The organism is Cupriavidus sp. CP313, assembly GCF_054072015.1.
Window position 1 is genome coordinate 285,705 of sequence record NZ_JBSVZB010000004.1, and the last position, 18,730, is coordinate 304,434.

At 65.8% G+C, this 18,730-nt stretch carries 20 protein-coding genes; 5 read left to right on the forward strand and 15 right to left on the reverse strand.

The features are described from left to right. Nucleotides 1-63 precede the first annotated feature (63 nt). From lysS to ACW4E8_RS07855, 3 genes are all read left to right on the forward strand, one after another. Nucleotides 64-1,608, forward strand: coding sequence for a lysine--tRNA ligase (gene lysS, locus ACW4E8_RS07845; RefSeq protein ID WP_456803987.1), 1,545 nt, complete (start codon nucleotides 64-66; stop codon nucleotides 1,606-1,608). Nucleotides 1,609-1,861: 253 nt separating this feature from the next. After that, a complete protein-coding gene (locus tag ACW4E8_RS07850; RefSeq protein WP_456803988.1) occupies nucleotides 1,862-2,608 on the forward strand; it encodes a glycine zipper 2TM domain-containing protein in 747 nt (248 codons plus the stop codon). A gap of 116 nt (nucleotides 2,609-2,724) precedes the next feature. Beyond that, on the forward strand, nucleotides 2,725-3,744 hold the full coding sequence (locus tag ACW4E8_RS07855; protein ID WP_456803989.1) for a hypothetical protein: 1,020 nt from the start codon (nucleotides 2,725-2,727) through the stop codon (nucleotides 3,742-3,744). 43 nt (nucleotides 3,745-3,787) lie between these two features. Here the strand turns inward: ACW4E8_RS07855 and iscX are convergent, their stop codons facing one another. The 15 genes from iscX to uvrB form a co-directional block, all read right to left on the reverse strand. Further along, complete coding sequence (gene iscX / locus ACW4E8_RS07860; RefSeq protein WP_013956121.1) at nucleotides 3,788-3,982, reverse strand: Fe-S cluster assembly protein IscX; 195 nt, start codon at nucleotides 3,980-3,982, stop codon at nucleotides 3,788-3,790. 33 nt (nucleotides 3,983-4,015) lie between these two features. After that, entirely contained in the window at nucleotides 4,016-4,354 is a 339-nt protein-coding gene (gene fdx / locus ACW4E8_RS07865; protein ID WP_013956120.1) for an ISC system 2Fe-2S type ferredoxin, read from the reverse strand. A gap of 40 nt (nucleotides 4,355-4,394) precedes the next feature. Continuing rightward, nucleotides 4,395-6,260, reverse strand: a complete 1,866-nt coding sequence (gene hscA / locus ACW4E8_RS07870) for a Fe-S protein assembly chaperone HscA (RefSeq protein ID WP_456803990.1) — start codon at nucleotides 6,258-6,260, stop codon at nucleotides 4,395-4,397. A gap of 96 nt (nucleotides 6,261-6,356) precedes the next feature. Then, nucleotides 6,357-6,875, reverse strand: coding sequence for a Fe-S protein assembly co-chaperone HscB (gene hscB / locus ACW4E8_RS07875; RefSeq protein ID WP_456803991.1), 519 nt, complete (start codon nucleotides 6,873-6,875; stop codon nucleotides 6,357-6,359). 63 nt (nucleotides 6,876-6,938) lie between these two features. Next, nucleotides 6,939-7,160 (reverse strand): DUF3565 domain-containing protein, encoded by a 222-nt coding sequence (locus ACW4E8_RS07880; protein WP_456803992.1) that lies wholly within the window; start codon nucleotides 7,158-7,160, stop codon nucleotides 6,939-6,941. Between the two features lie 25 nt (nucleotides 7,161-7,185). Continuing rightward, on the reverse strand, nucleotides 7,186-7,506 hold the full coding sequence (gene iscA / locus ACW4E8_RS07885) for an iron-sulfur cluster assembly protein IscA (protein ID WP_010809024.1): 321 nt from the start codon (nucleotides 7,504-7,506) through the stop codon (nucleotides 7,186-7,188). Between the two features lie 43 nt (nucleotides 7,507-7,549). Beyond that, entirely contained in the window at nucleotides 7,550-7,948 is a 399-nt protein-coding gene (gene iscU / locus ACW4E8_RS07890; protein WP_010809025.1) for a Fe-S cluster assembly scaffold IscU, read from the reverse strand. A gap of 67 nt (nucleotides 7,949-8,015) precedes the next feature. After that, entirely contained in the window at nucleotides 8,016-9,239 is a 1,224-nt protein-coding gene (locus ACW4E8_RS07895; RefSeq protein ID WP_456804109.1) for an IscS subfamily cysteine desulfurase, read from the reverse strand. Nucleotides 9,240-9,294: 55 nt separating this feature from the next. Beyond that, a complete protein-coding gene (iscR, locus tag ACW4E8_RS07900; protein WP_011614910.1) occupies nucleotides 9,295-9,849 on the reverse strand; it encodes a Fe-S cluster assembly transcriptional regulator IscR in 555 nt (184 codons plus the stop codon). Nucleotides 9,850-9,956: 107 nt separating this feature from the next. Further along, the gene (locus ACW4E8_RS07905; protein ID WP_456803993.1) at nucleotides 9,957-12,053 is read right to left on the reverse strand and encodes a site-specific recombinase; all 2,097 of its coding nucleotides are present in this window, start codon (nucleotides 12,051-12,053) and stop codon (nucleotides 9,957-9,959) included. Nucleotides 12,054-12,140: 87 nt separating this feature from the next. Next, a complete protein-coding gene (locus ACW4E8_RS07910) occupies nucleotides 12,141-12,629 on the reverse strand; it encodes a low molecular weight protein-tyrosine-phosphatase (RefSeq protein WP_456803994.1) in 489 nt (162 codons plus the stop codon). 90 nt (nucleotides 12,630-12,719) lie between these two features. Then, a complete protein-coding gene (locus ACW4E8_RS07915) occupies nucleotides 12,720-12,962 on the reverse strand; it encodes a hypothetical protein (RefSeq protein WP_456803995.1) in 243 nt (80 codons plus the stop codon). A 34-nt stretch (nucleotides 12,963-12,996) separates the two neighbouring features. Beyond that, a complete protein-coding gene (locus tag ACW4E8_RS07920; protein ID WP_010809031.1) occupies nucleotides 12,997-13,218 on the reverse strand; it encodes a hypothetical protein in 222 nt (73 codons plus the stop codon). Between the two features lie 22 nt (nucleotides 13,219-13,240). Continuing rightward, nucleotides 13,241-13,540 (reverse strand): putative quinol monooxygenase, encoded by a 300-nt coding sequence (locus ACW4E8_RS07925; protein WP_013956111.1) that lies wholly within the window; start codon nucleotides 13,538-13,540, stop codon nucleotides 13,241-13,243. 66 nt (nucleotides 13,541-13,606) lie between these two features. Then, entirely contained in the window at nucleotides 13,607-15,691 is a 2,085-nt protein-coding gene (gene uvrB, locus ACW4E8_RS07930) for an excinuclease ABC subunit UvrB (protein ID WP_456803996.1), read from the reverse strand. A gap of 240 nt (nucleotides 15,692-15,931) precedes the next feature. Here uvrB and ACW4E8_RS07935 point away from each other — a divergent pair, with 240 nt between their 5' ends. Together ACW4E8_RS07935 and ACW4E8_RS07940 are read left to right on the forward strand one after the other, a co-directional pair. After that, complete coding sequence (locus tag ACW4E8_RS07935) at nucleotides 15,932-17,128, forward strand: amino acid aminotransferase (RefSeq protein WP_456803997.1); 1,197 nt, start codon at nucleotides 15,932-15,934, stop codon at nucleotides 17,126-17,128. A 312-nt stretch (nucleotides 17,129-17,440) separates the two neighbouring features. Further along, complete coding sequence (locus ACW4E8_RS07940; protein WP_456803998.1) at nucleotides 17,441-18,700, forward strand: polyhydroxyalkanoate depolymerase; 1,260 nt, start codon at nucleotides 17,441-17,443, stop codon at nucleotides 18,698-18,700. The last annotated feature ends 30 nt before the right edge of the window (nucleotides 18,701-18,730 follow it).

Here is an 18,730-nt window from a genome sequence, read left to right on the forward strand (position 1 = left end):
GCCGCACCCATCAAGCCATCTGAATCCGCGCGCGGCACGCCGCGCGCGATCCGACAAGACATCATGACTGAACCGAACCGCGCCCAGGCCAAGCCAGCCGCCGCAGACACACTCCCCGTCGACGAGAACAAGATCATCGCGGAGCGGCGCGAGAAACTGGCCGCGCTGCGCCAGCAAGGCGTGCCCTTCCCCAACGATTTCCGCCCCTCCCACCAGGCCGCCGCGCTGCAGGCGCAGTACGCCGAGACCGAGCAGGCCACGCTCGAGGCCGCGCCGGTCGAGGTCGCCATCGCCGGGCGCATGATGCTCAAGCGCGTGATGGGCAAGGCCAGCTTTGCCACGGTGCAGGACGGCAGCGGCCAGATCCAGTTCTACATCACGCGCGACAAGGTCGGCGAAGAGGTCTACGCGGCCTTCAAGCACTGGGACCTGGGCGACATCATCAGCGCCCGCGGCGAGCTGTTCCGCACCAACAAGGGCGAGCTGTCGGTGCAGGTGCGCGAGCTGCGCCTGCTGTCCAAGTCGCTGCGCCCGCTGCCGGACAAGTTCCACGGCCTGGCCGACCAGGAAATGAAGTATCGCCAGCGCTATGTCGACCTGATCGTGTCGCCGGAAACGCGCAACACCTTCCGCGCCCGCACCAACGCGATCTCGTCGCTACGCCGCCATATGGCCGATGCCGGCTTCATGGAAGTGGAAACGCCGATGCTGCACCCGATCCCGGGCGGCGCCGCGGCCAAGCCCTTCATCACGCACCACAATGCGCTGGACATGCAGATGTTCCTGCGCATCGCGCCTGAGCTGTACCTGAAGCGCCTGGTCGTGGGCGGCTTCGAGCGCGTGTTCGAGATCAACCGCAACTTCCGCAACGAAGGGGTGAGCCCGCGCCACAACCCCGAGTTCACCATGATGGAGTTCTACGCGGCCTACACGGACTACCGCTGGCTGATGGACTTCACCGAAGACCTGATCCGCAAGGCCGCGATCGATGCGCGCGGCAGCGCGGTGCTGACGTACCAGGACCGCGAACTGGACCTGTCGAAGCCGTTCCATCGGCTGACGATCTGCCAGGCGATCCAGAAGTTCGCGCCGCAGTACACCGACGCGCAACTGGCCGATGCCGGCTTCCTGCGCACCGAGCTGAAGAAGTTCGGCGTCAACACCAACGCGCCGCAGTTCCTCAACGCCGGACTGGGCACGCTGCAACTGGTGCTGTTCGAGGAAACTGCTGAAAGCCAGCTGTGGGAGCCGACCTTTATCGTCGACTACCCGGTCGAGGTCTCGCCGCTGGCACGCGCCTCGGACACGGTGCCGGGCATCACCGAGCGCTTCGAGCTGTTCATCACCGGCCGCGAGATCGCCAACGGCTTCTCGGAGCTGAACGATGCCGAAGACCAGGCCGACCGCTTCCGCAAGCAGGTCGAGCAGAAGGACGCCGGCGATGAGGAAGCCATGTACTTCGACGCCGACTACATCCGCGCGCTGGAGTACGGCATGCCCCCGACGGGCGGCTGCGGCATCGGCATCGACCGCCTGGTGATGCTGCTGACGGACAGCCCGAATATCCGCGACGTCATCCTGTTCCCGCACCTGCGCCGGGAAGATTGAGCAAGCGCTTTGGCAAGATGAAGCCCCACCGAATCCCCGGTGGGGCGTTTTCTTTGGGGCGCCGCCAACGTCATGCCAAGCCGCCGAATGTTACAGCCCGGCCCCGGGATACGCGCCCTGGCTAACCATAAGTCATTGATACAAAAGCCCTTTTCCGTCTACATATATTTACAAAAACAAACGGAAAACGCCGCTCGCTTCGGCCACACTGGTTCCATCCCATCGCGGCCTTCGCCGCACCGGAGCCATAACAATGCAAAGCCAAGCCACCCCGAACGACAACACCCCTGCCCCGCTGCCGCCGCAACGCCGGCTGCATCCGCTTGTCGGTGCGGCAGCCGTCGCCGTGGTGGTCGCCAGCCTGACCGCGGTCGCCGCCGTCACTGGCGTGCTGCCGATCGGCAAGGCCAGCCCTGACCTCCCGGCGCAGGCCGGTGCGCAGGCAGACCCGCAAGGGCCACTGCCGGTCACGGCAGCACCTGCCCCGGGCAGCACCACCCGGCCGCCGGTCTACAACGACGGCCAGCAGCGCCCGGCCAACCAGGACGCCGCCGGTTCGTCGCAAGCCGCACCACGCACCGCCCCGGCACGCCAGGCCGCGCAGCGCGACAGCGAGCCGCGCGCCAACCAGGGTGCCGACACCGAGCGCCAGGCTGCCAAGGGCAGCCCCTACGCCGGCCGTATCGTCTCCGTGACGCCGACACAGACCCAGAAGCCCAACACCAGCGGCCTGGGCGCGCTCGGCGGCGCCGTGGTGGGCGGCCTGCTGGGCAACCAGGTCGGCAAGGGCAACGGCCGCATCGTCGGCACCGTGGTGGGTGCCGTGGGCGGCGGCGTAGCCGGCAACCAGATCGAGAAGGCGGTCAGCAAGGACACGCATTACGAAGTCCGCGTACGCATGGACGATGGCAGCCATCGCAGCTTCACTTACGAGCAGAACCCTGGCGTGCAGGTGGGCCAGCGCGTGCACCTGGAGAACGGTGCGCTGGTCACGGGGTGACCGGCCACACACCGGCGCGTCTAATGTGCCGTTACAACAAGGCCGGCTTGTCGCCGGTCTTTTTTATGGCTGCTTTGCTATGATCCTTGTGCGCCCCGTAGCCCGGAGTCCCTACCATGCAGCCCGCTCCCCACAGTTCTGGCAGGACCTGGCAACGGCTTCTCCCACTGGCCGGCGCGCTGCTGCTGGCGCTGTCGCACCACACAGCGTACGGGCAGGAATTGCTTCTGCTCGGCGGCCTCCAGTCGACGGAATCCCCCGGCGAGCGCAGCTACGGCTACGCCTACTCCTACCAGCACAACCTCGGCGAGAACTGGTACGCGACCTTCACCTACCTGAATGAAGGCCATGTCACCAACCATCACCGCGACGGCCACAGCGTCCAGCTGTGGTGGCGCTACCTGGCCCTGGACCGCAGACTGACGCTGGCCCTCGGCGCCGGCCCTTACCGCTATTTCGATACCACCGACCAGCGGTCGGACGGCACCTACGACAACCACCACGGCTGGGGCGCGCTGCTGAGCGCCGCGGCAACCTGGTACGTGAACGGCGGCCCCTGGATGCTGCAGGCGCGCTACAACCGGGCGCAGACGCCGTCGAGCATCAAGACCAACACGCTGCTGGTGGGCGTCGGCTACCAGCTCGATCGCGGTGACCGCGGCGGGCCTGTGGTGCCGCCGCCGGGCCGGACCGACAATGTCACGCAAAATGAGCTGACGGTGTTCCTTGGCGAAACCATCGTCAACAGCTTCGATTCACAGACTTCCTTCGCCAAAGCGGTGGAATACCGGCGCGGGCTGTGGCAATACGTGGACGGCACGATCAGCTACATCAACGAAGGAGAAAGCGCGGCGCTGCGCCGCAACGGCGTGGCCGCGCAGGCGTGGCTCACGCGCGCGTTCTTCCACGACAAACTGACACTCGGGGTCGGCGTGGGTCCGTACTACGCCATCGACCTGAGCCAGAAAGGGTTGGGCGCGGCCAGCCCGCCGTCGCGCTGGTCCGGCCTGATGTCGGTCTCGGCCAGCTACCGGCTTGGCGACCACTGGCTGACGCGGCTGACATGGAACCGCACCGTGACCGGCTACGACCGCGATACCGACGTGATCCTGGCGGGCGTCGGCTACCGCTTCTAAGCAAACAGGCCGGCGGAGCCGGCCTGTTTCAGGGTGTTCTTGCTTATTGGGATTCTTCGATCCAGGCAGCCTGGATCGCTTCCAGGATCTTCTCGCCGGAACGCTCCGGCACATCGGCAAAGCCGTCCAGTTCCAGCACCCAGCGGCGCAGGTCGGTGAATCGCACCGACATGGGATCCACATCGGGATACTTGTCGTACAGGGCTGCGGCGATGTCGTAGGTATCGGTCCACTTCATGGGGTTGTTCTCCGCTGAGGTCTGCCGGGCCGCTCAGTGGCCTTCCTTGGCGTGGTTGATGGTGTACTTCGGGATCTCGATGGTCAGGTCTTCCTCATCGACGATGGCCTGGCACGAGAGCCGCGAATTCGGCTCCAGCCCCCAGGCCTTGTCGAGCAGGTCTTCTTCCTTCTCTTCGGCCTCGTTGAGCGAGTTGAAACCCTCGCGCACGATCACGTGGCAGGTGGTGCAGGCGCACGATTTCTCGCACGCATGCTCGATCGCGATGCCGTGCGAGAGCAGCGCATCGCAGACGCTGACACCCGTCTCGGCTTCGATCACCGTCCCATCCGGGCAGTATTCGACGTGGGGCAAAACTATGATCTGTGGCATCTCGTGTCCTGGTATCTGTAATGCGGTGCAGGCGTGGTGATCAGCCCAGCTCCTGCACCTTGCGCCCCGCCAGCGCGCTCTTGATCGAGCGGTCCATGCGGCGGGCAGCGAATTCGTCGGTGCCGTGCGACAGCTTTTCCACCGCGGCGTGGATGGCGTGGTGGTCTTCGCCTGTGGCAATCTCGCGCACCGAAGCCATCAGCGCCTCAACCGCAGTGCGCTCCTCGGCCGACAACAGGTCGCCGTCGGTTTCCAGCGCGCGCTGCGTGGCTTCGACCAGCCGGTCGGCTTCCACGCGCTCTTCGGCCAGCGCGCGGCTCTTCATGTCGTGCTCGGCTTCGCGGAAGCTGTCCTGCAGCATGCGCGCGATATCGTCGTCGGCCAGGCCGTACGACGGCTTGACCGTGACCGAGGCCTCCACGCCCGAATGGGTCTCGCGCGCGGTCACCGACAGCAAGCCGTCGGCGTCGACCTGGTAGGTCACGCGGATGCGCGCCGCGCCCGCCACCATCGGCGGGATGCCGCGCAGCTCGAAGCGCGCCAGCGAGCGGCAGTCGCTGGCCAGCTCGCGCTCGCCCTGCAGCACGTGGATCGCCATCGCGGTCTGGCCGTCCTTGAAGGTGGTGAATTCCTGCGCGCGCGCCACCGGGATGGTGCTGTTGCGCGGGATGATCTTCTCGACCAGGCCGCCCATGGTCTCCACGCCCAGCGACAGCGGGATCACGTCGAGCAGCAGCCAGTCTTCGCCCGGGGCATGGTTGCCGGCCAGCAGGTTGGCCTGCATCGCGGCGCCCAGCGCCACCACGCGGTCCGGATCGAGGTTGGTCAGCGGGGTCTGGTTGAAATAGTCGCCCACCGCCTTGCGGATCGACGGCATGCGTGTTGCGCCACCGACCAGCACCACACCCTTGACCTCGTCGGGGGTCACACCGGCGTCGCGCAGCGCCTTGCGCACCGGCGCCACCGTTTTCTGCACCAGATGCGCGGTGATCTGCTCGAAGGTCTCGTCGGTCAGCGCCAGGTGGACGATCTCGCCGGAATCGAGCACGGCATCGATCACGGTACTGTCCGCTTCCGACAACGCTTCCTTGGCGGCGCGCGCACGCACCATCAGCAGGCGCATGTCCTGCGCCGACAGCGGCTGCAGGCCGGCCTGCTCGACGATCCAGCACAGCACGCGCTGGTCGAAATCGTCGCCGCCGAGTGCCGAGTCGCCGCCCGTGGCCATCACTTCGAACACGCCGCGGGTGAGCTTCAGCACCGAAATATCGAAGGTACCGCCGCCCAGGTCGTAGACCGCGTAAATGCCTTCCGAGGCATTGTCCAGCCCGTAGGCAATGGCAGCCGCGGTCGGCTCGTTGAGCAGGCGCAGCACTTCCAGGCCGGCCAGGCGCGCGGCGTCCTTGGTCGCCTGGCGCTGGGCCTCGTCGAAGTACGCCGGCACGGTGATGACCGCGCCGACCAGATCGTCGCCAAGGGTGTCTTCTGCGCGCTGGCGCAGCGTGGCAAGGATCTCGGCCGAGATCTCCACCGGGCTCTTCACGCCGGCGGCGGTCTTGATCTGCAGCATGCCCGGCGCATCGACAAAGTCATACGGGCTGTGCTCGATATTGGCCACGTCGCGCAGGCCGCGGCCCATGAAGCGCTTGACCGAGACAATGGTGTTCTTGGGGTCGCGCACCGCTTCTTCCTGGGCCCGGTAGCCGATATGGGCGGTGCGGTCCGGCAGGTAGCGCACGACCGAGGGCAGCAGCGCGCGGCCGCGCTCGTCGCCCAGCACTTCAGGAATGCTGCTGCGCACCGCGGCCACCAGCGAGTTGGTGGTGCCGAGGTCGATGCCGACGGCCAGGCGGCGTTGGTGGGGCGCCGGCGACATGCCGGGTTCGGAAATCTGGAGCAGTGCCATGGTAATTCTTCGCTGTCTTGTACGGCAGGGGAACCCGCCATGCGGGCGGGTTTCGCGCCGGGCGCCATTGTGTCACGGGCCCGGCAAACGTGCCGGTCAGTCTTCCAGCCGGTCGATGGCCTCGCTGGTATCGTGCTCGATCTTCTCGATAAACATCAGTTGCCGCACCGCGCCGCCGGCCGCTTCGTTGTCGCCGGCATCCAGCAGCGCGCCGAGCGCGTCATGGCGCTCGCGCTTTTCCTGGCGCAGGCTGCGCAGCAGGGCATCCAGTCGGTCCACTGCGCGTTCTTCCACCGCTTCCTGCAGCGCTTCGCGCCATTCCATCTGCTGCATCAGGAAGGCGGGCGTCATGGCCGTGTTGTTCTCGGCCTGCACATCGACGCCGCGCAGCTTCAGCAAATAGGTCGCGCGCCGCAGTGGCTGGCGCAGCGTACGGTACGCTTCATTGGCATGCGCGGCCCATTGCATGGCCACGCGACGCTCGGCATCGCCCGCCTTGGCGAAGCGATCCGGATGCGCCTGCGACTGCACGGTGCGGTACGCCGCATCCAGCGCGGCCTCGTCGACGCCGTACTGCGCGGGCAGGCCGAACAGCGCAAAAAAATCGTCTTTCAACTGCTTCCCCAAGAAAAAGGAGCGGCCGCGCCGCCCCTTTGTCCATTGCCGCCACGGTGCCGCTCAGGCGGGCTTGCTTGCCCACTCGGCCGGCGGTTCGTTGCGGTCGCACTTCAGGCAGTTCACCCGCATGCCGATCATGCCGGCGCGGCCCTGCTCGCTTTGCGTCCATGGCCGCGACTGCCACGGCGGGTCGTGCCGCATATGCTGGCCGTGCCCGCATTCGAGTTCGGCCACCCAGTGGCCTTCCTCGTCCCGGCGGAACCCGACGATGCTGCGCTCCACCGGGGCTTGCTTGCGCTGGCGCGCCTCAGACCGTGAAGGACTCGCCGCAGCCGCACTCGTCCTTGACGTTGGGGTTGTTGAAGCGGAAACCTTCGTTCAACCCTTCACGCGCATAGTCGAGTTCGGTGCCGTCGATATACGGCAGGCTCTTGGCGTCGACGATGACCTTGATGCCGTGCGATTCGAACACCGCATCTTCCGGCAGCAGCTCGTCCACGTATTCCAGCTTGTAGGCCAGGCCCGAGCAGCCGGTGGTCTTCACGCCCAGGCGCAGGCCCACGCCCTTGCCGCGGCGTTCCAGATAGCGGGCCACATGCTTGGCCGCCTTCTCGGTCATGGTGATCATCGTTGCGTCTTCCTTCGTCGATGCCGTGGTCAGTGCGACAGAATCAGGCAGCCTTCTGCTCGGCGCCGTGCTTCTTCTTGTAGTCTTCGACGGCGGCCTTGATCGCGTCTTCGGCCAGGATCGAGCAGTGGATCTTCACCGGCGGCAGCGCCAGTTCTTCCGCAATCTGGGTGTTCTTGATCTCCAGCGCCTGGTCCACGGTCTTGCCCTTGACCCACTCGGTCACGAGCGAGGACGAGGCAATGGCCGAGCCGCAGCCGTAGGTCTTGAACTTGGCGTCTTCGATCACGCCCGCCTCGTTGACCTTGATCTGCAGCTTCATCACGTCGCCGCAGGCCGGCGCACCGACCATGCCGGTGCCGACCGCATCGTCGTTCTTGTCGAACGAACCGACGTTGCGGGGGTTTTCATAGTGGTCGAGAACCTTGGTGCTGTATGACATTTTGCTTACCTCTTGCGTATCTTTGCGGGGGTATTGCTTTCTGTTCTGATGATCTGCGGCGGGCGCGTCAGTGCGCGGCCCACTGGATCGAATTCAAATCGACGCCGTCCTTGAACATCTCCCACAGCGGAGACAGTTCGCGCAGCTTGCCGATCTTGCTCTTGAGCAGTTCGATGGTGTAGTCGATTTCCTGCTCGGTGGTGAAGCGGCCGACCGTGAAGCGGATCGAGCTGTGGGCCAGTTCGTCGTTGCGGCCCAGGGCGCGCAGCACATACGACGGCTCCAGCGAGGCCGAGGTGCAGGCCGAACCCGACGACACCGCCACGTCCTTGATCGCCATGATCAGCGACTCGCCTTCGACGAAGTTGAAGCTGACATTCAGGTTGTGCGGCACGCGGTGTTCCAGGTCGCCGTTCAGGTAGACCTCTTCCATGTCCGACAGGCCATTCCACAGGCGGTCGCGCAGCATGCGGATGCGTTCGTTCTCGGTCGCCATCTCTTCGCGGGCGATGCGGAAGGCTTCACCCATGCCGACGATCTGGTGCGGAGCCAGCGTGCCCGAGCGCATGCCGCGCTCATGGCCGCCGCCGTGCATCTGCGCTTCGATGCGCACGCGCGGCTTGCGGCGCACGTACAGCGCGCCGATTCCCTTGGGGCCGTAGGTCTTGTGGGCCGAGAACGACATCAGGTCGCACTTCAGCTTGTTCAGGTCGATCGTCACCTTGCCGGTCGCCTGGGCGGCGTCGCAGTGGAAGATGATCCCCTTCTCGCGGCAGATCTCGCCGATCTGCTCGACGTCCTGGATCACGCCGATCTCGTTGTTGACCAGCATCACCGAAACCAGGATGGTGTCCGGGCGCAGCGCCTGCTTGAACACGTCCATGTCGAGCAGGCCGTTTTCCTTCACGTCCAGGTAGGTCACTTCAAAGCCCTGGCGCTCCAGCTCACGCGTGGTGTCCAGCACGGCCTTGTGCTCGGTCTTCAGGGTGATGAGGTGCTTGCCCTTGCCCGAATAGAAGTTCGCGGCACCCTTGATCGCCAGGTTGTTCGATTCGGTCGCACCCGAGGTCCACACGATCTCGCGCGGGTCGGCGCCGACCAGTGCGGCCACCTGCTCACGCGCTTCTTCCACCGCGCGCTCCGCTTCCCAGCCGTACGCATGGCTGCGCGAGGCGGGGTTGCCGAACTGCTCGCGCAGGTACGGAATCATCTTGTCCGCCACGCGCGGGTCCACCGGCGTGGTGGCCGAGTAATCCATGTAGATGGGGAAATGTGGGGTGCTCATCGTTATGACTGCCTTGTTAGGGACCGCTGATCGCTGTTTTGCTGTCGTTGCCTGGGCGCGCTCACGACTGCGCCAGGCTGAAAACTGAATTCACCATTCTGGCCCGGACCGGCTTTTCCTGCTTGTCGGCCTTGCCGCGCGCAGCGGCCGCGACCGGCTGCGCGGCGTCTTCGCGCATGTCGTGCAGCACGGCAGGCTGGCGCTCGCGCTGCTGGTCCACCAGGTTCTTGAGGGAAACGGAGTCGAGGTACTCGACCATCTTCTGGTTCAGCGTGGCCCACAGTTCGTGGGTCATGCAGCGCCCGGAGCCGTCATCTCCGTTACAATTGCCCTTGCCGCCGCATTGGGTGGCATCCAGGGGCTCGTCCACGGCGATGATGATGTCCGCCACGGTGACGTCTTCGGCCTTGCGTGCCAGACTGTAGCCGCCGCCCGGGCCGCGCACGCTTTCAACGATCTCGTGCCGGCGCAGCTTGCCAAACAGCTGCTCCAGGTAGGACAGCGAGATCTTCTGCCGCTGGCTGATGCCGGCGAGCGTGACCGGTCCCTGGTCCTGGCGCATGGCCAGGTCGATCATCGCAGTGACCGCGAAGCGGCCTTTGGTGGTCAGTCTCATGGTGCAGGGCTCTGGGGGGTGAAGCTAATACTTGATCGTTTCCGTCAAGTATAAAGGTACCCGACTAATTCAGTCAACTACCCCTGCCGCAGCGCAGCACGTCCCCATCACGCTTCGCGCCCGCCCGCGGCCGTCTCCGGGCCTGCCATGCGCGGCGGCATCACCAGCGACAACGGGTGCTTCAGGATGCGCCGCCGCACGGCCGCGCTCAGTTCGGCGCGGTCCACGCGCCGCAGATTGCGTGACCGCAGCGCCATATTGAACGCCAGCGCAAAGCTCACCGCCACGTTCAGCATCCCCATCAGCGCAATGCCCGCCACCGCCAGCCACAGCGACGGCATGCGCAGCGCATCCAGCCCCAGCACGCCGATGGCCGCGCCGACCGAGCCCGTCGACAGCGTCACATGGCGCACTTCCATATGCGGCCCGAAGAAGCTCAGGATTTCCGGCCCCAGCCCCAGCAGCAAGCCCAGCGACACATTGGCGACAATGCCCGACAGGTTGCGCTTCCAGAAATCCGCCAGCCGGGTGGCGCCGCGCGCACCCAGCACGTAGCGCAGGCGCCGGTTGTAGGCCATCACGTCATGCACGCGGTGTAGCGCGAACCAGTTGTCGGCCCAGCCGGCAATCAGGCTGGACAGCCACAACAGCACCCCGGTGAAGGCGGCGTAGATCGGCGTCGGGCCCAGGATCGAGAACGATTCGATGGTGGCAATCGCCTTGGCGGGCGTGATCAGGTTGGCGCCCAGCAGCTTGTGCGCCAGCCACTGGATGCCCAGCGCCACCGGGAACACCACCGCCAGGTTGCCGACAATCGCCGCCGCGTTGGAGCGGATCATGGCGATAGTGTCATCGACGAATGCCTCGCGCCCTTCCGGCCGCCCTGTCCCGTCCAGCCGGTGCGCCAGCGCCGGCCCGGTCATGGCCGGCTGCTTGGTCGCCAGCGTGAAGTGCGCAAAGTGGATGGCCAGGAAGCTGCCGGCGTAGTTGAGCGAGGCCAGCAGCCCCTCACTGAACTTGTCCAGGTGCAGGCCGTAGATCAGGAACTTCAGGTACACCGTGGCGACCGAAACCAGGCCGCCGCCGGCCGCGGCGCGCACCAGTTCGGCGTATTCCTTGCGGTCGCGCGTGATGTAGTGCTCGCCGGTCTCGGCCGAGCGCTCCACCACCTTGCGCGCCAGCTGCGCGAACGAGGTGCCGGCCAGGTGCGAGATGCTGCGCCGGGCCTGGGTCGAACGGATCAGTTCCGCCACCAGGTGCGCATGCATGCCGGGCCGGTGGGGCTCGACCCAGGCCGCCAGCAGCAGCTCGATGCGGCTGAGCTGCACCTTCATGCGCTCGATCTGGAACACCACCTCGACCGATACGCCGTTTTCCTCCAGGTCCTCATACACATGGCGGACCGCGGTATGGCAGCCGTCCAGCAGCGCACGGAAGTAGTTCAGGCGGTGGCCGAAGCTGTTGTCGTCATGGCGCAGGCCCTCTTCACGCAAGGCCTGGATGGCCTCGTCCAGGCGGAAGAACGGGGTGTCCTCCACGCGCCCGGCCAGGCGCGAACGGATTGCCTGGCTCAGGCCGGTGGCGCGCACCTGGCTGACCAGCACCGCGATGCTGGTGGCCAGCGTCTGGCCCAGCGCATCGCGATAGTGCGCCATGCCCGCCGCTTCGCCGGCGGCGCTGCCGGCCTGCAGCACGCGCGCCAGCCGCGCCAGCAGTTCATCGTCGATGGCCTCGACCCACTCCGCGTCTTCATCACCGACGAACACCAGCGCAAACAGCCCCGCCATGTCGCTGCGGTTGGGCGGCGGCGGCAGGAAGCGGTTCTGCAGCCGGCTCACCATCTCGCTGACGAAGCCCGGGTGCAGGGCCACGCCGGTATCGCAGAACAGGCCGGTCGGGTCGTTCTCGCGCACCAGGCTGCGCACCGTCAGGGCAAAACACTCGGCCCAGTCGGGATGCCGTTCCAGCACCTGCAGCAGGTAGCGCAGCCGCACATGCTCGGGGTGGCGGCGGTCCGTGCCAGGTTCCTGGCTGTCAGCATCGGCGCCCAGCCCGCCATCGCGGCGGATCCAGAAGCCCAGCTCGATCAGCCAGCCGTTGCGCTCGGCCAGCGGCGCCTCAGGATCGGCCGCGGCCAGGATGGCGTCGAGCTGCAGGCTGGCATTGCGCGATTCGCGCCATTTGCGGAACAGGTTGCGAAGCATGGATTCTCGTGGGATCGGGCCGCCGGCCGCGGCGCTCGTGGCGGCGCGGCGCGGGCCGCAGAAAAGACGACGGGGCGTGCGCCCGGATCAGCCGGCGTTGCCTTGCAGGCGCTGGCGCAGCTCGGCCACCAGGCCGTCGCAGGCATCTTCGATGTAGTCGAGCACGCGCTCGAAGCCATCGCCTTCGCCGTAGTACGGGTCCGGCACCTCGTCGGCGTCGTGGCGGGTGGCGAAGCTCATCAGCAGGCGCAGCTTGGCGCCGGCATCGGGGCGCAGCCGCACCAGGCCGGCCAGGTTCTCGCGGTCCATCGCCAGGATCAGGTCGAAGCGATCGAAGTCAGGCACGCCGACCTTGCGCGCGCGCAGCGCGGACAGGTCATAGCCGCGCTGCAGCGCGTGGCGCTGGGTGCGGGGATCGGGAGCGCGGCCGAGGTGGTATTCATGCGTTCCCGCCGAATCCAGTTCCACCAGCGCCTCCAGCCCGGCCGCAGCCAGCTTGGCGCGCAGCACGCCCTCCGCCGTCGGGGAACGGCAGATGTTTCCCATGCAACACATCAGGATGGCGTATGTCTTCATCGGATCACGGCTTGGCGGGAGTGGAACGGCAGGCGCACCGGCGCACGGCAAGGTCGCCGGCCGGCCAGGCGCAATTCTACCCGCAGCCCTTCAGGCCAGCTGCTTGGCCAGCCGCTCGCCATGCACAAACCCGGCCACTTCCGCGGCCTCGCGCGATTTGTAGTGCTCGGTGATGCGCGAGGTCTCGGTCAGCGTGCCGGCGGCGCGGATATTGGTGCCGGGGCGGCAGACGCGCACGGTATAGGACCATTCGCTCTGTGAGCGCTGCCTGACCTGGACCTGCACCTCGTGGGTTTCATAGACCTTCTTCTTCCATTCGCCGATTTCGGTCATTGTGGTTCTCCACGGAAAATGGGGGGATGCCTGGCTAGTTGACCTCGCCGGCGTCGATCGCCCGCATGGCGCCGGCCTCCGCCAGGGCGATGGCCCCTTCGGGCGTGGGCGCGTCGCCCGCAATCGCCTCGTAGCTGGGGCCGGAAGGCTCGCCGAAGGCATCGGCGATGCGCATCTGCGCCGCAAACCCGCCGGCGGCGTTCGGGACCGCGCTGACCACGACCGCGTAGCCGCCGTATTCAAACTGGCGTTCCATCGTAGCTCCTTGTCGTTCGCCATCAAGGCAGCTTGGCCGCCACCACCTCCAGCTTCTGGATCGGCGGCGTCCCCATGAACAGCTCCGGCGCCCTGGCCATCAGCGCCGCCGCAACCTTGCCGCCCAGGTGCGCCTCGCGCGCTGACTCATCGGGGAAAGCATCAAAGATGCCGAACATCGACGGGCCCAGCCGCAGCGCGAACCAGGCCGTGGTGCCGGCCTCCTGCTCCACCAGCGCGAGCCCGTCGCGCAGGAACTGCTCAACCTCCTGCTCCTTGCCCGGCCTGGCCTCCAGCGGTACCCATAGTCCAAGCTTTACCATGATGCGCCTCCCGGATCAGGTGTGACGCATTTCACTATAGGCCAGCCGGAGACGGCGCCACGCGTATCAGGCGGGCGGCAGCGCGCTCTCTCCGCTGGCGCCGAACACCTGCGCCTTGAGCTTGGCCAACTGGTCGCGCACCTGCGCCGCCTGCTCGAACTCCAGGTTGCGGGCATGGTCGAGCATGAGCTTTTCCAACCGCTTGATTTCCTTGGAGACCTGCTTTTCGCTCATGTCCTCGTAGCGGGCCTGCTCCTGCGCCGCCAGCAGCTCGGCCCTGGCATCGCTGACGCTATAGACGCCGTCGATGATGTCCTTGATGCGCTTGACCACGCCGCGCGGCGTGATGCCGTTGGCCTCGTTGAAGGCGATCTGCTTGGCGCGGCGGCGCTCGGTCTCGCCGATGGCCTTCTTCATCGACTCGGTCATGCGGTCCGCGTACAGGATGGCGGTACCGTTGACGTTGCGCGCGGCGCGCCCGATGGTCTGGATCAGCGAGCGCTCGGCGCGCAGGAAGCCTTCCTTGTCCGCATCGAGGATCGCCACCAGCGACACCTCGGGAATATCCAGGCCTTCGCGCAGCAGGTTGATGCCCACCAGCACGTCGAAGGTGCCCAGGCGCAGGTCGCGGATGATCTCCACGCGCTCGACGGTATCGATATCCGAGTGCAGGTAGCGCACCTTGACGCCGTTCTCGGACATGAACTCGGTCAGCTGCTCTGCCATGCGCTTGGTCAGCGTGGTCACCAGCACGCGCTCGCCGGCCTCGACGCGGGCGTGAATCTCGGACAGGAGGTCGTCCACCTGCGTGGTCGCCGGGCGCACCAGGATGATGGGATCGACCAGCCCGGTCGGACGCACCACCTGCTCCACCACCTGCCCGGCATTCTCCTTCTCGAACTGCGCGGGCGTGGCCGAGACGAACATCACCTGGCGCATCTTGCGCTCGAATTCGTCGAACTTCAGCGGCCGGTTGTCCAGCGCCGAGGGCAGCCGGAAACCGTACTCCACCAGCGTGGTCTTGCGCGCGCGGTCGCCGTTGTACATGCCGTTGAGCTGGCCGATCAGCACGTGCGACTCGTCCAGGAACATCAGCGCGTCGGGCGGCAGGTAGTCGACCAGCGTCGGCGGCGGATCGCCGGGGCGTGCACCGGACAGGTGCCGCGAGTAGTTCTCGATGCCTTTGCAGAAGCCCAGCTCGGACAGCATCTCCAGGTCGAAGCGGGTGCGCTGCTCCAGCCGCTGCGCCTCCACCAGCCGGTTTTCCTTGTGGAAGAACTCCAGCCGCTCGCGCAGCTCCGACTTGATCGCCTCGATCGCGCGCAGCACGGTCTCGCGCGGGGTCACATAGTGGCTCGACGGGTAGACCGTGAAGCGCGGGATCTTCTGGCGCACGCGGCCCGTCAGCGGGTCGAAGAAATTCAGCGATTCGACTTCGTCGTCGAACATCTCCAGGCGCACCGCCATTTCGGCATGCTCCGCCGGGAAGATGTCGATGGTGTCGCCGCGCACGCGGAAGGTGCCGCGCTGGAAGTCGGTCTCGTTGCGGGTGTACTGCATCGCGATCAGCCGCGCGATCACATCGCGCTGGCTGATCTTGTCGCCGGCGCGCAATGTGAGAATCATCTGGTGGTATTCGGTCGGGTTGCCGATACCATAGATCGCAGAGACGGTTGCCACGATGATGGTGTCGCGGCGCTCCAGCAGGCTCTTGGTCGCCGACAGCCGCATCTGCTCGATATGCTCGTTGATCGACGAGTCCTTCTCGATAAACAGGTCGCGCTGCGGGACGTAGGCCTCGGGCTGGTAGTAGTCGTAGTAGCTGACGAAGTACTCGACGGCATTGCGCGGGAAGAACTCACGGAATTCCGCGTACAGCTGCGCCGCCAGCGTCTTGTTCGGGGCAAACACGATGGCCGGCCGCCCCATGCGGGCAATCACGTTGGCCATGGTGAAGGTCTTGCCCGAGCCCGTGACGCCCAGCAGCGTCTGGAACGACAGGCCGTCGTCCACGCCCTCCACCAGCTGCCGGATAGCCTCCGGCTGGTCGCCGGCGGGCGGGAACGGCTGGTACAGCTGGAACGGGGAGCCGGGAAATGTGACGAATTTGTCTTCGTCCAGGGCCGGCGCGGCTTCGGCAAGGTTCGACATAAGGGGCGTGGTGGCTGGGAGAGGTAGCGGTACGAGTAAGGAATGAAATAACGAAAGAAGGCGCGGCGAGATTAGGGAAAAACCTCAGGAAAACGGGCGGATACGCTAGAATCTTGGGGTTGACAGCCCCCGCTTCAAGCCGCTTCCCGCCGGAAGGGAACGGGGCCTGCCAGCCGCCAGCGCAGTCCGGAGCATTCTACGCCTTCCCGTTTTCATTCATTGCCGACCACGAGATTCCAAATGAGTTTGTTTTCTGCCGTCGAGATGGCCCCGCGCGACCCGATCCTGGGCCTCAACGAAGCCTTCAATGCCGACACCCGCCCGACCAAGGTCAACCTGGGCGTTGGCGTGTACTTCACCGACGAAGGGAAAATCCCCCTGCTGCGCGCCGTCCAGGAGGCAGAAAAGGCGCGCCTGACCACGGCCACCCCGCGTGGCTACCTGCCGATCGAAGGCATCGCCGCCTATGACCAGGCCGTGCAGACGCTGCTGTTCGGCAAGGAATCGCCGCTGATCACGGAAGGCCGCGTGGTGACGGCCCAGGCACTTGGCGGCACCGGCGCGCTGAAGATCGGCGCCGACTTCCTGAAGCGCCTGTACCCGGACGCCAAGGTCGCCATCAGCGACCCGAGCTGGGAAAACCACCGCGCGCTGTTCGAATCCGCCGGCTTCGCGGTAGTCAATTACGCCTATTACGACGCCCCCAGCCACGGCCTGAACTTTGCCGGCATGGTGGAATCGCTGAAGTCCTTCCCGGCCAACACCATCGTCGTGCTGCACGCCTGCTGCCACAACCCGACCGGCGTGGACCTGTCGCCCGAGCAGTGGAAGCAGGTGGTGGAACTGGTCAAGGAAGGCAACCTGATCCCGTTCCTGGACATGGCCTACCAGGGCTTTGCCGACGGCATCGAACCGGACGGCGCCGCCGTGCGCCTGTTCGCGGACTCCGGCCTGCCCTTCTTCGTGTCGAGCTCGTTCTCGAAGAGCTTCTCGCTGTATGGCGAGCGCGTGGGCGCGCTGTCGATCGTCACCACCAGCAAGGAAGAAGCGCTGCGCGTGATGTCGCAGGTCAAGCGCGTGATCCGCACCAACTACTCCAACCCGCCGACGCACGGCGGCACCGTGGTCGCGACCGTGCTGAACAGCCCGGAACTGCGCGCCATGTGGGAAGAAGAACTGGCCGAGATGCGCGACCGCATCAAGCTGATGCGCCATGCGCTGGTGGACAAGCTGGCCGCCAAGGGCGTGCCGGGCGACTTCTCCTTCGTCAAGGCACAGCGCGGCATGTTCTCGTACTCGGGCCTGACCTCGGCCCAGGTGGACCGCCTGCGCAATGAGCACGGCATCTACGCCGTCGGCACCGGCCGCATCTGCGTGGCCGCGCTGAACAGCCGCAACATCGATGCCGTCGTCGATGCGATCGCAGCTGTGATGTAAAAGCCCTTTGAAATCGCCACTCCGCAACAGGATGGCGACTGGCGCAAGCGTCACAAAGCAATGCACAAAAAGCGGCTTCGGCCGCTTTTTGCATTTGTTTGCGATTTATCGACCAATGTCATCAAGAAATCAGCCTTTTACCTTATTGTTTTCCGCAGCAATGGATGTACTTTAAGGTATATGCTGCAGAGCAAGATCGTTAGCACGGTCGTTCGATTAAAGGCATAATCGGCGCCACGATCCACGGTGTATTGTCAGTACATTAGTACCTGGTAGTACGTACCTCATAGCTAGACCCCAGGCAGAAAAGGCATGCTCTACCAATTGCATGAGTTCCAGCGCTCGATCCTGCACCCGCTGACCGCGTGGGCCCAGGCGACGGCCAAGACCTTCACCAACCCCCTCAGCCCGATGTCGCTGGTTCCTGGCGCCCCCCGCCTGGCAGCCGGCTACGAACTGCTGTATCGGCTCGGCAAGGAATACGAAAAACCGCAGTTCGACATCAAGTCGGTGCGCTCCAACGGGCGCGACATCCCCATCGTCGAGCAGACCGTGTTTGAGAAGCCCTTCTGCAAGCTGGTGCGCTTCAAGCGCTATGCCGACGACCCGGAAACCATCAAGCTGCTCAAGGATGAGCCGGTGGTGCTGGTGGCCGCGCCGCTGTCGGGTCACCATGCCACGCTGCTGCGCGACACGGTGCGCACGCTGCTGCAGGACCACAAGGTCTACGTGACCGACTGGATCGACGCACGCATGGTGCCGGCGGAGAATGGCGCGTTCCACCTGTCCGACTACATCTACTACATCCAGGAATTCATCCGCCATATCGGCGCCGAGAACCTGCATGTGATCTCGGTGTGCCAGCCCACGGTGCCGGTGCTGGCCGCGATCTCGCTGATGGCCTCGGCCGGCGAGCAGACGCCGCGCACCATGACCATGATGGGCGGCCCGATCGACGCCCGCAAGAGCCCCACCGCGGTCAACTCGCTGGCGACCAACAAGTCGTTCGAGTGGTTCGAGAACAACGTCATCTACACCGTGCCGGCCAACTACCCCGGCCACGGCCGCCGCGTCTACCCGGGCTTTTTGCAGCATGCCGGTTTCGTGGCGATGAACCCGGACCGGCACCTTTCCTCGCACTATGACTTCTACCTGAGCCTGGTTGAGGGCGATGCGGACGACGCCGAAGCCCATGTGCGCTTCTACGACGAATACAACGCGGTGCTCGACATGGCCGCCGAGTACTACCTCGACACCATCCGCGAGGTGTTCCAGGAATTCCGCCTGGCCAACGGCACCTGGGCCATCGACGGCAATCCGGTGCGGCCGCAGGACATCAAGAGCACCGCGCTGATGACCATCGAGGGCGAGCTGGACGACATCTCCGGCGCGGGCCAGACCGCCGCGGCGCACGACCTGTGCGCCGGCATCCCGACAACCCGCAAGCAGCACCTGAATGCGGAACGCTGCGGTCACTACGGCATCTTCTCGGGCCGGCGCTGGCGCGAGGAGATCTACCCGCAGCTGCGCGACTTTATCCGCAAGTACCACCAGGCCTCGGCCACCAAGTAAAAAAACGCCCGCGAATGCGGGCGTTTTTTT

Bases quoted from the DNA above. Each gene is read 5' to 3' on its own strand.
- lysS (WP_456803987.1), top strand. From the start codon at position 64: ATGACTGAACCGAACCGCGCCCAGGCCAAGCCAGCCGCCGCAGACACA.
- ACW4E8_RS07850 (WP_456803988.1), top strand. From the start codon at position 1,862: ATGCAAAGCCAAGCCACCCCGAACGACAACACCCCTGCCCCGCTGCCG.
- ACW4E8_RS07855 (WP_456803989.1), top strand. From the start codon at position 2,725: ATGCAGCCCGCTCCCCACAGTTCTGGCAGGACCTGGCAACGGCTTCTC.
- iscX (WP_013956121.1), bottom strand. From the start codon at position 3,982: ATGAAGTGGACCGATACCTACGACATCGCCGCAGCCCTGTACGACAAG.
- fdx (WP_013956120.1), bottom strand. From the start codon at position 4,354: ATGCCACAGATCATAGTTTTGCCCCACGTCGAATACTGCCCGGATGGG.
- hscA (WP_456803990.1), bottom strand. From the start codon at position 6,260: ATGGCACTGCTCCAGATTTCCGAACCCGGCATGTCGCCGGCGCCCCAC.
- iscA (WP_010809024.1), bottom strand. From the start codon at position 7,506: ATGATCACCATGACCGAGAAGGCGGCCAAGCATGTGGCCCGCTATCTG.
- iscU (WP_010809025.1), bottom strand. From the start codon at position 7,948: ATGTCATACAGCACCAAGGTTCTCGACCACTATGAAAACCCCCGCAAC.
- iscR (WP_011614910.1), bottom strand. From the start codon at position 9,849: ATGAGACTGACCACCAAAGGCCGCTTCGCGGTCACTGCGATGATCGAC.
- ACW4E8_RS07905 (WP_456803993.1), bottom strand. From the start codon at position 12,053: ATGCTTCGCAACCTGTTCCGCAAATGGCGCGAATCGCGCAATGCCAGC.
- ACW4E8_RS07910 (WP_456803994.1), bottom strand. From the start codon at position 12,629: ATGAAGACATACGCCATCCTGATGTGTTGCATGGGAAACATCTGCCGT.
- ACW4E8_RS07915 (WP_456803995.1), bottom strand. From the start codon at position 12,962: ATGACCGAAATCGGCGAATGGAAGAAGAAGGTCTATGAAACCCACGAG.
- ACW4E8_RS07920 (WP_010809031.1), bottom strand. From the start codon at position 13,218: ATGGAACGCCAGTTTGAATACGGCGGCTACGCGGTCGTGGTCAGCGCG.
- ACW4E8_RS07925 (WP_013956111.1), bottom strand. From the start codon at position 13,540: ATGGTAAAGCTTGGACTATGGGTACCGCTGGAGGCCAGGCCGGGCAAG.
- uvrB (WP_456803996.1), bottom strand. From the start codon at position 15,691: ATGTCGAACCTTGCCGAAGCCGCGCCGGCCCTGGACGAAGACAAATTC.
- ACW4E8_RS07935 (WP_456803997.1), top strand. From the start codon at position 15,932: ATGAGTTTGTTTTCTGCCGTCGAGATGGCCCCGCGCGACCCGATCCTG.
- ACW4E8_RS07940 (WP_456803998.1), top strand. From the start codon at position 17,441: ATGCTCTACCAATTGCATGAGTTCCAGCGCTCGATCCTGCACCCGCTG.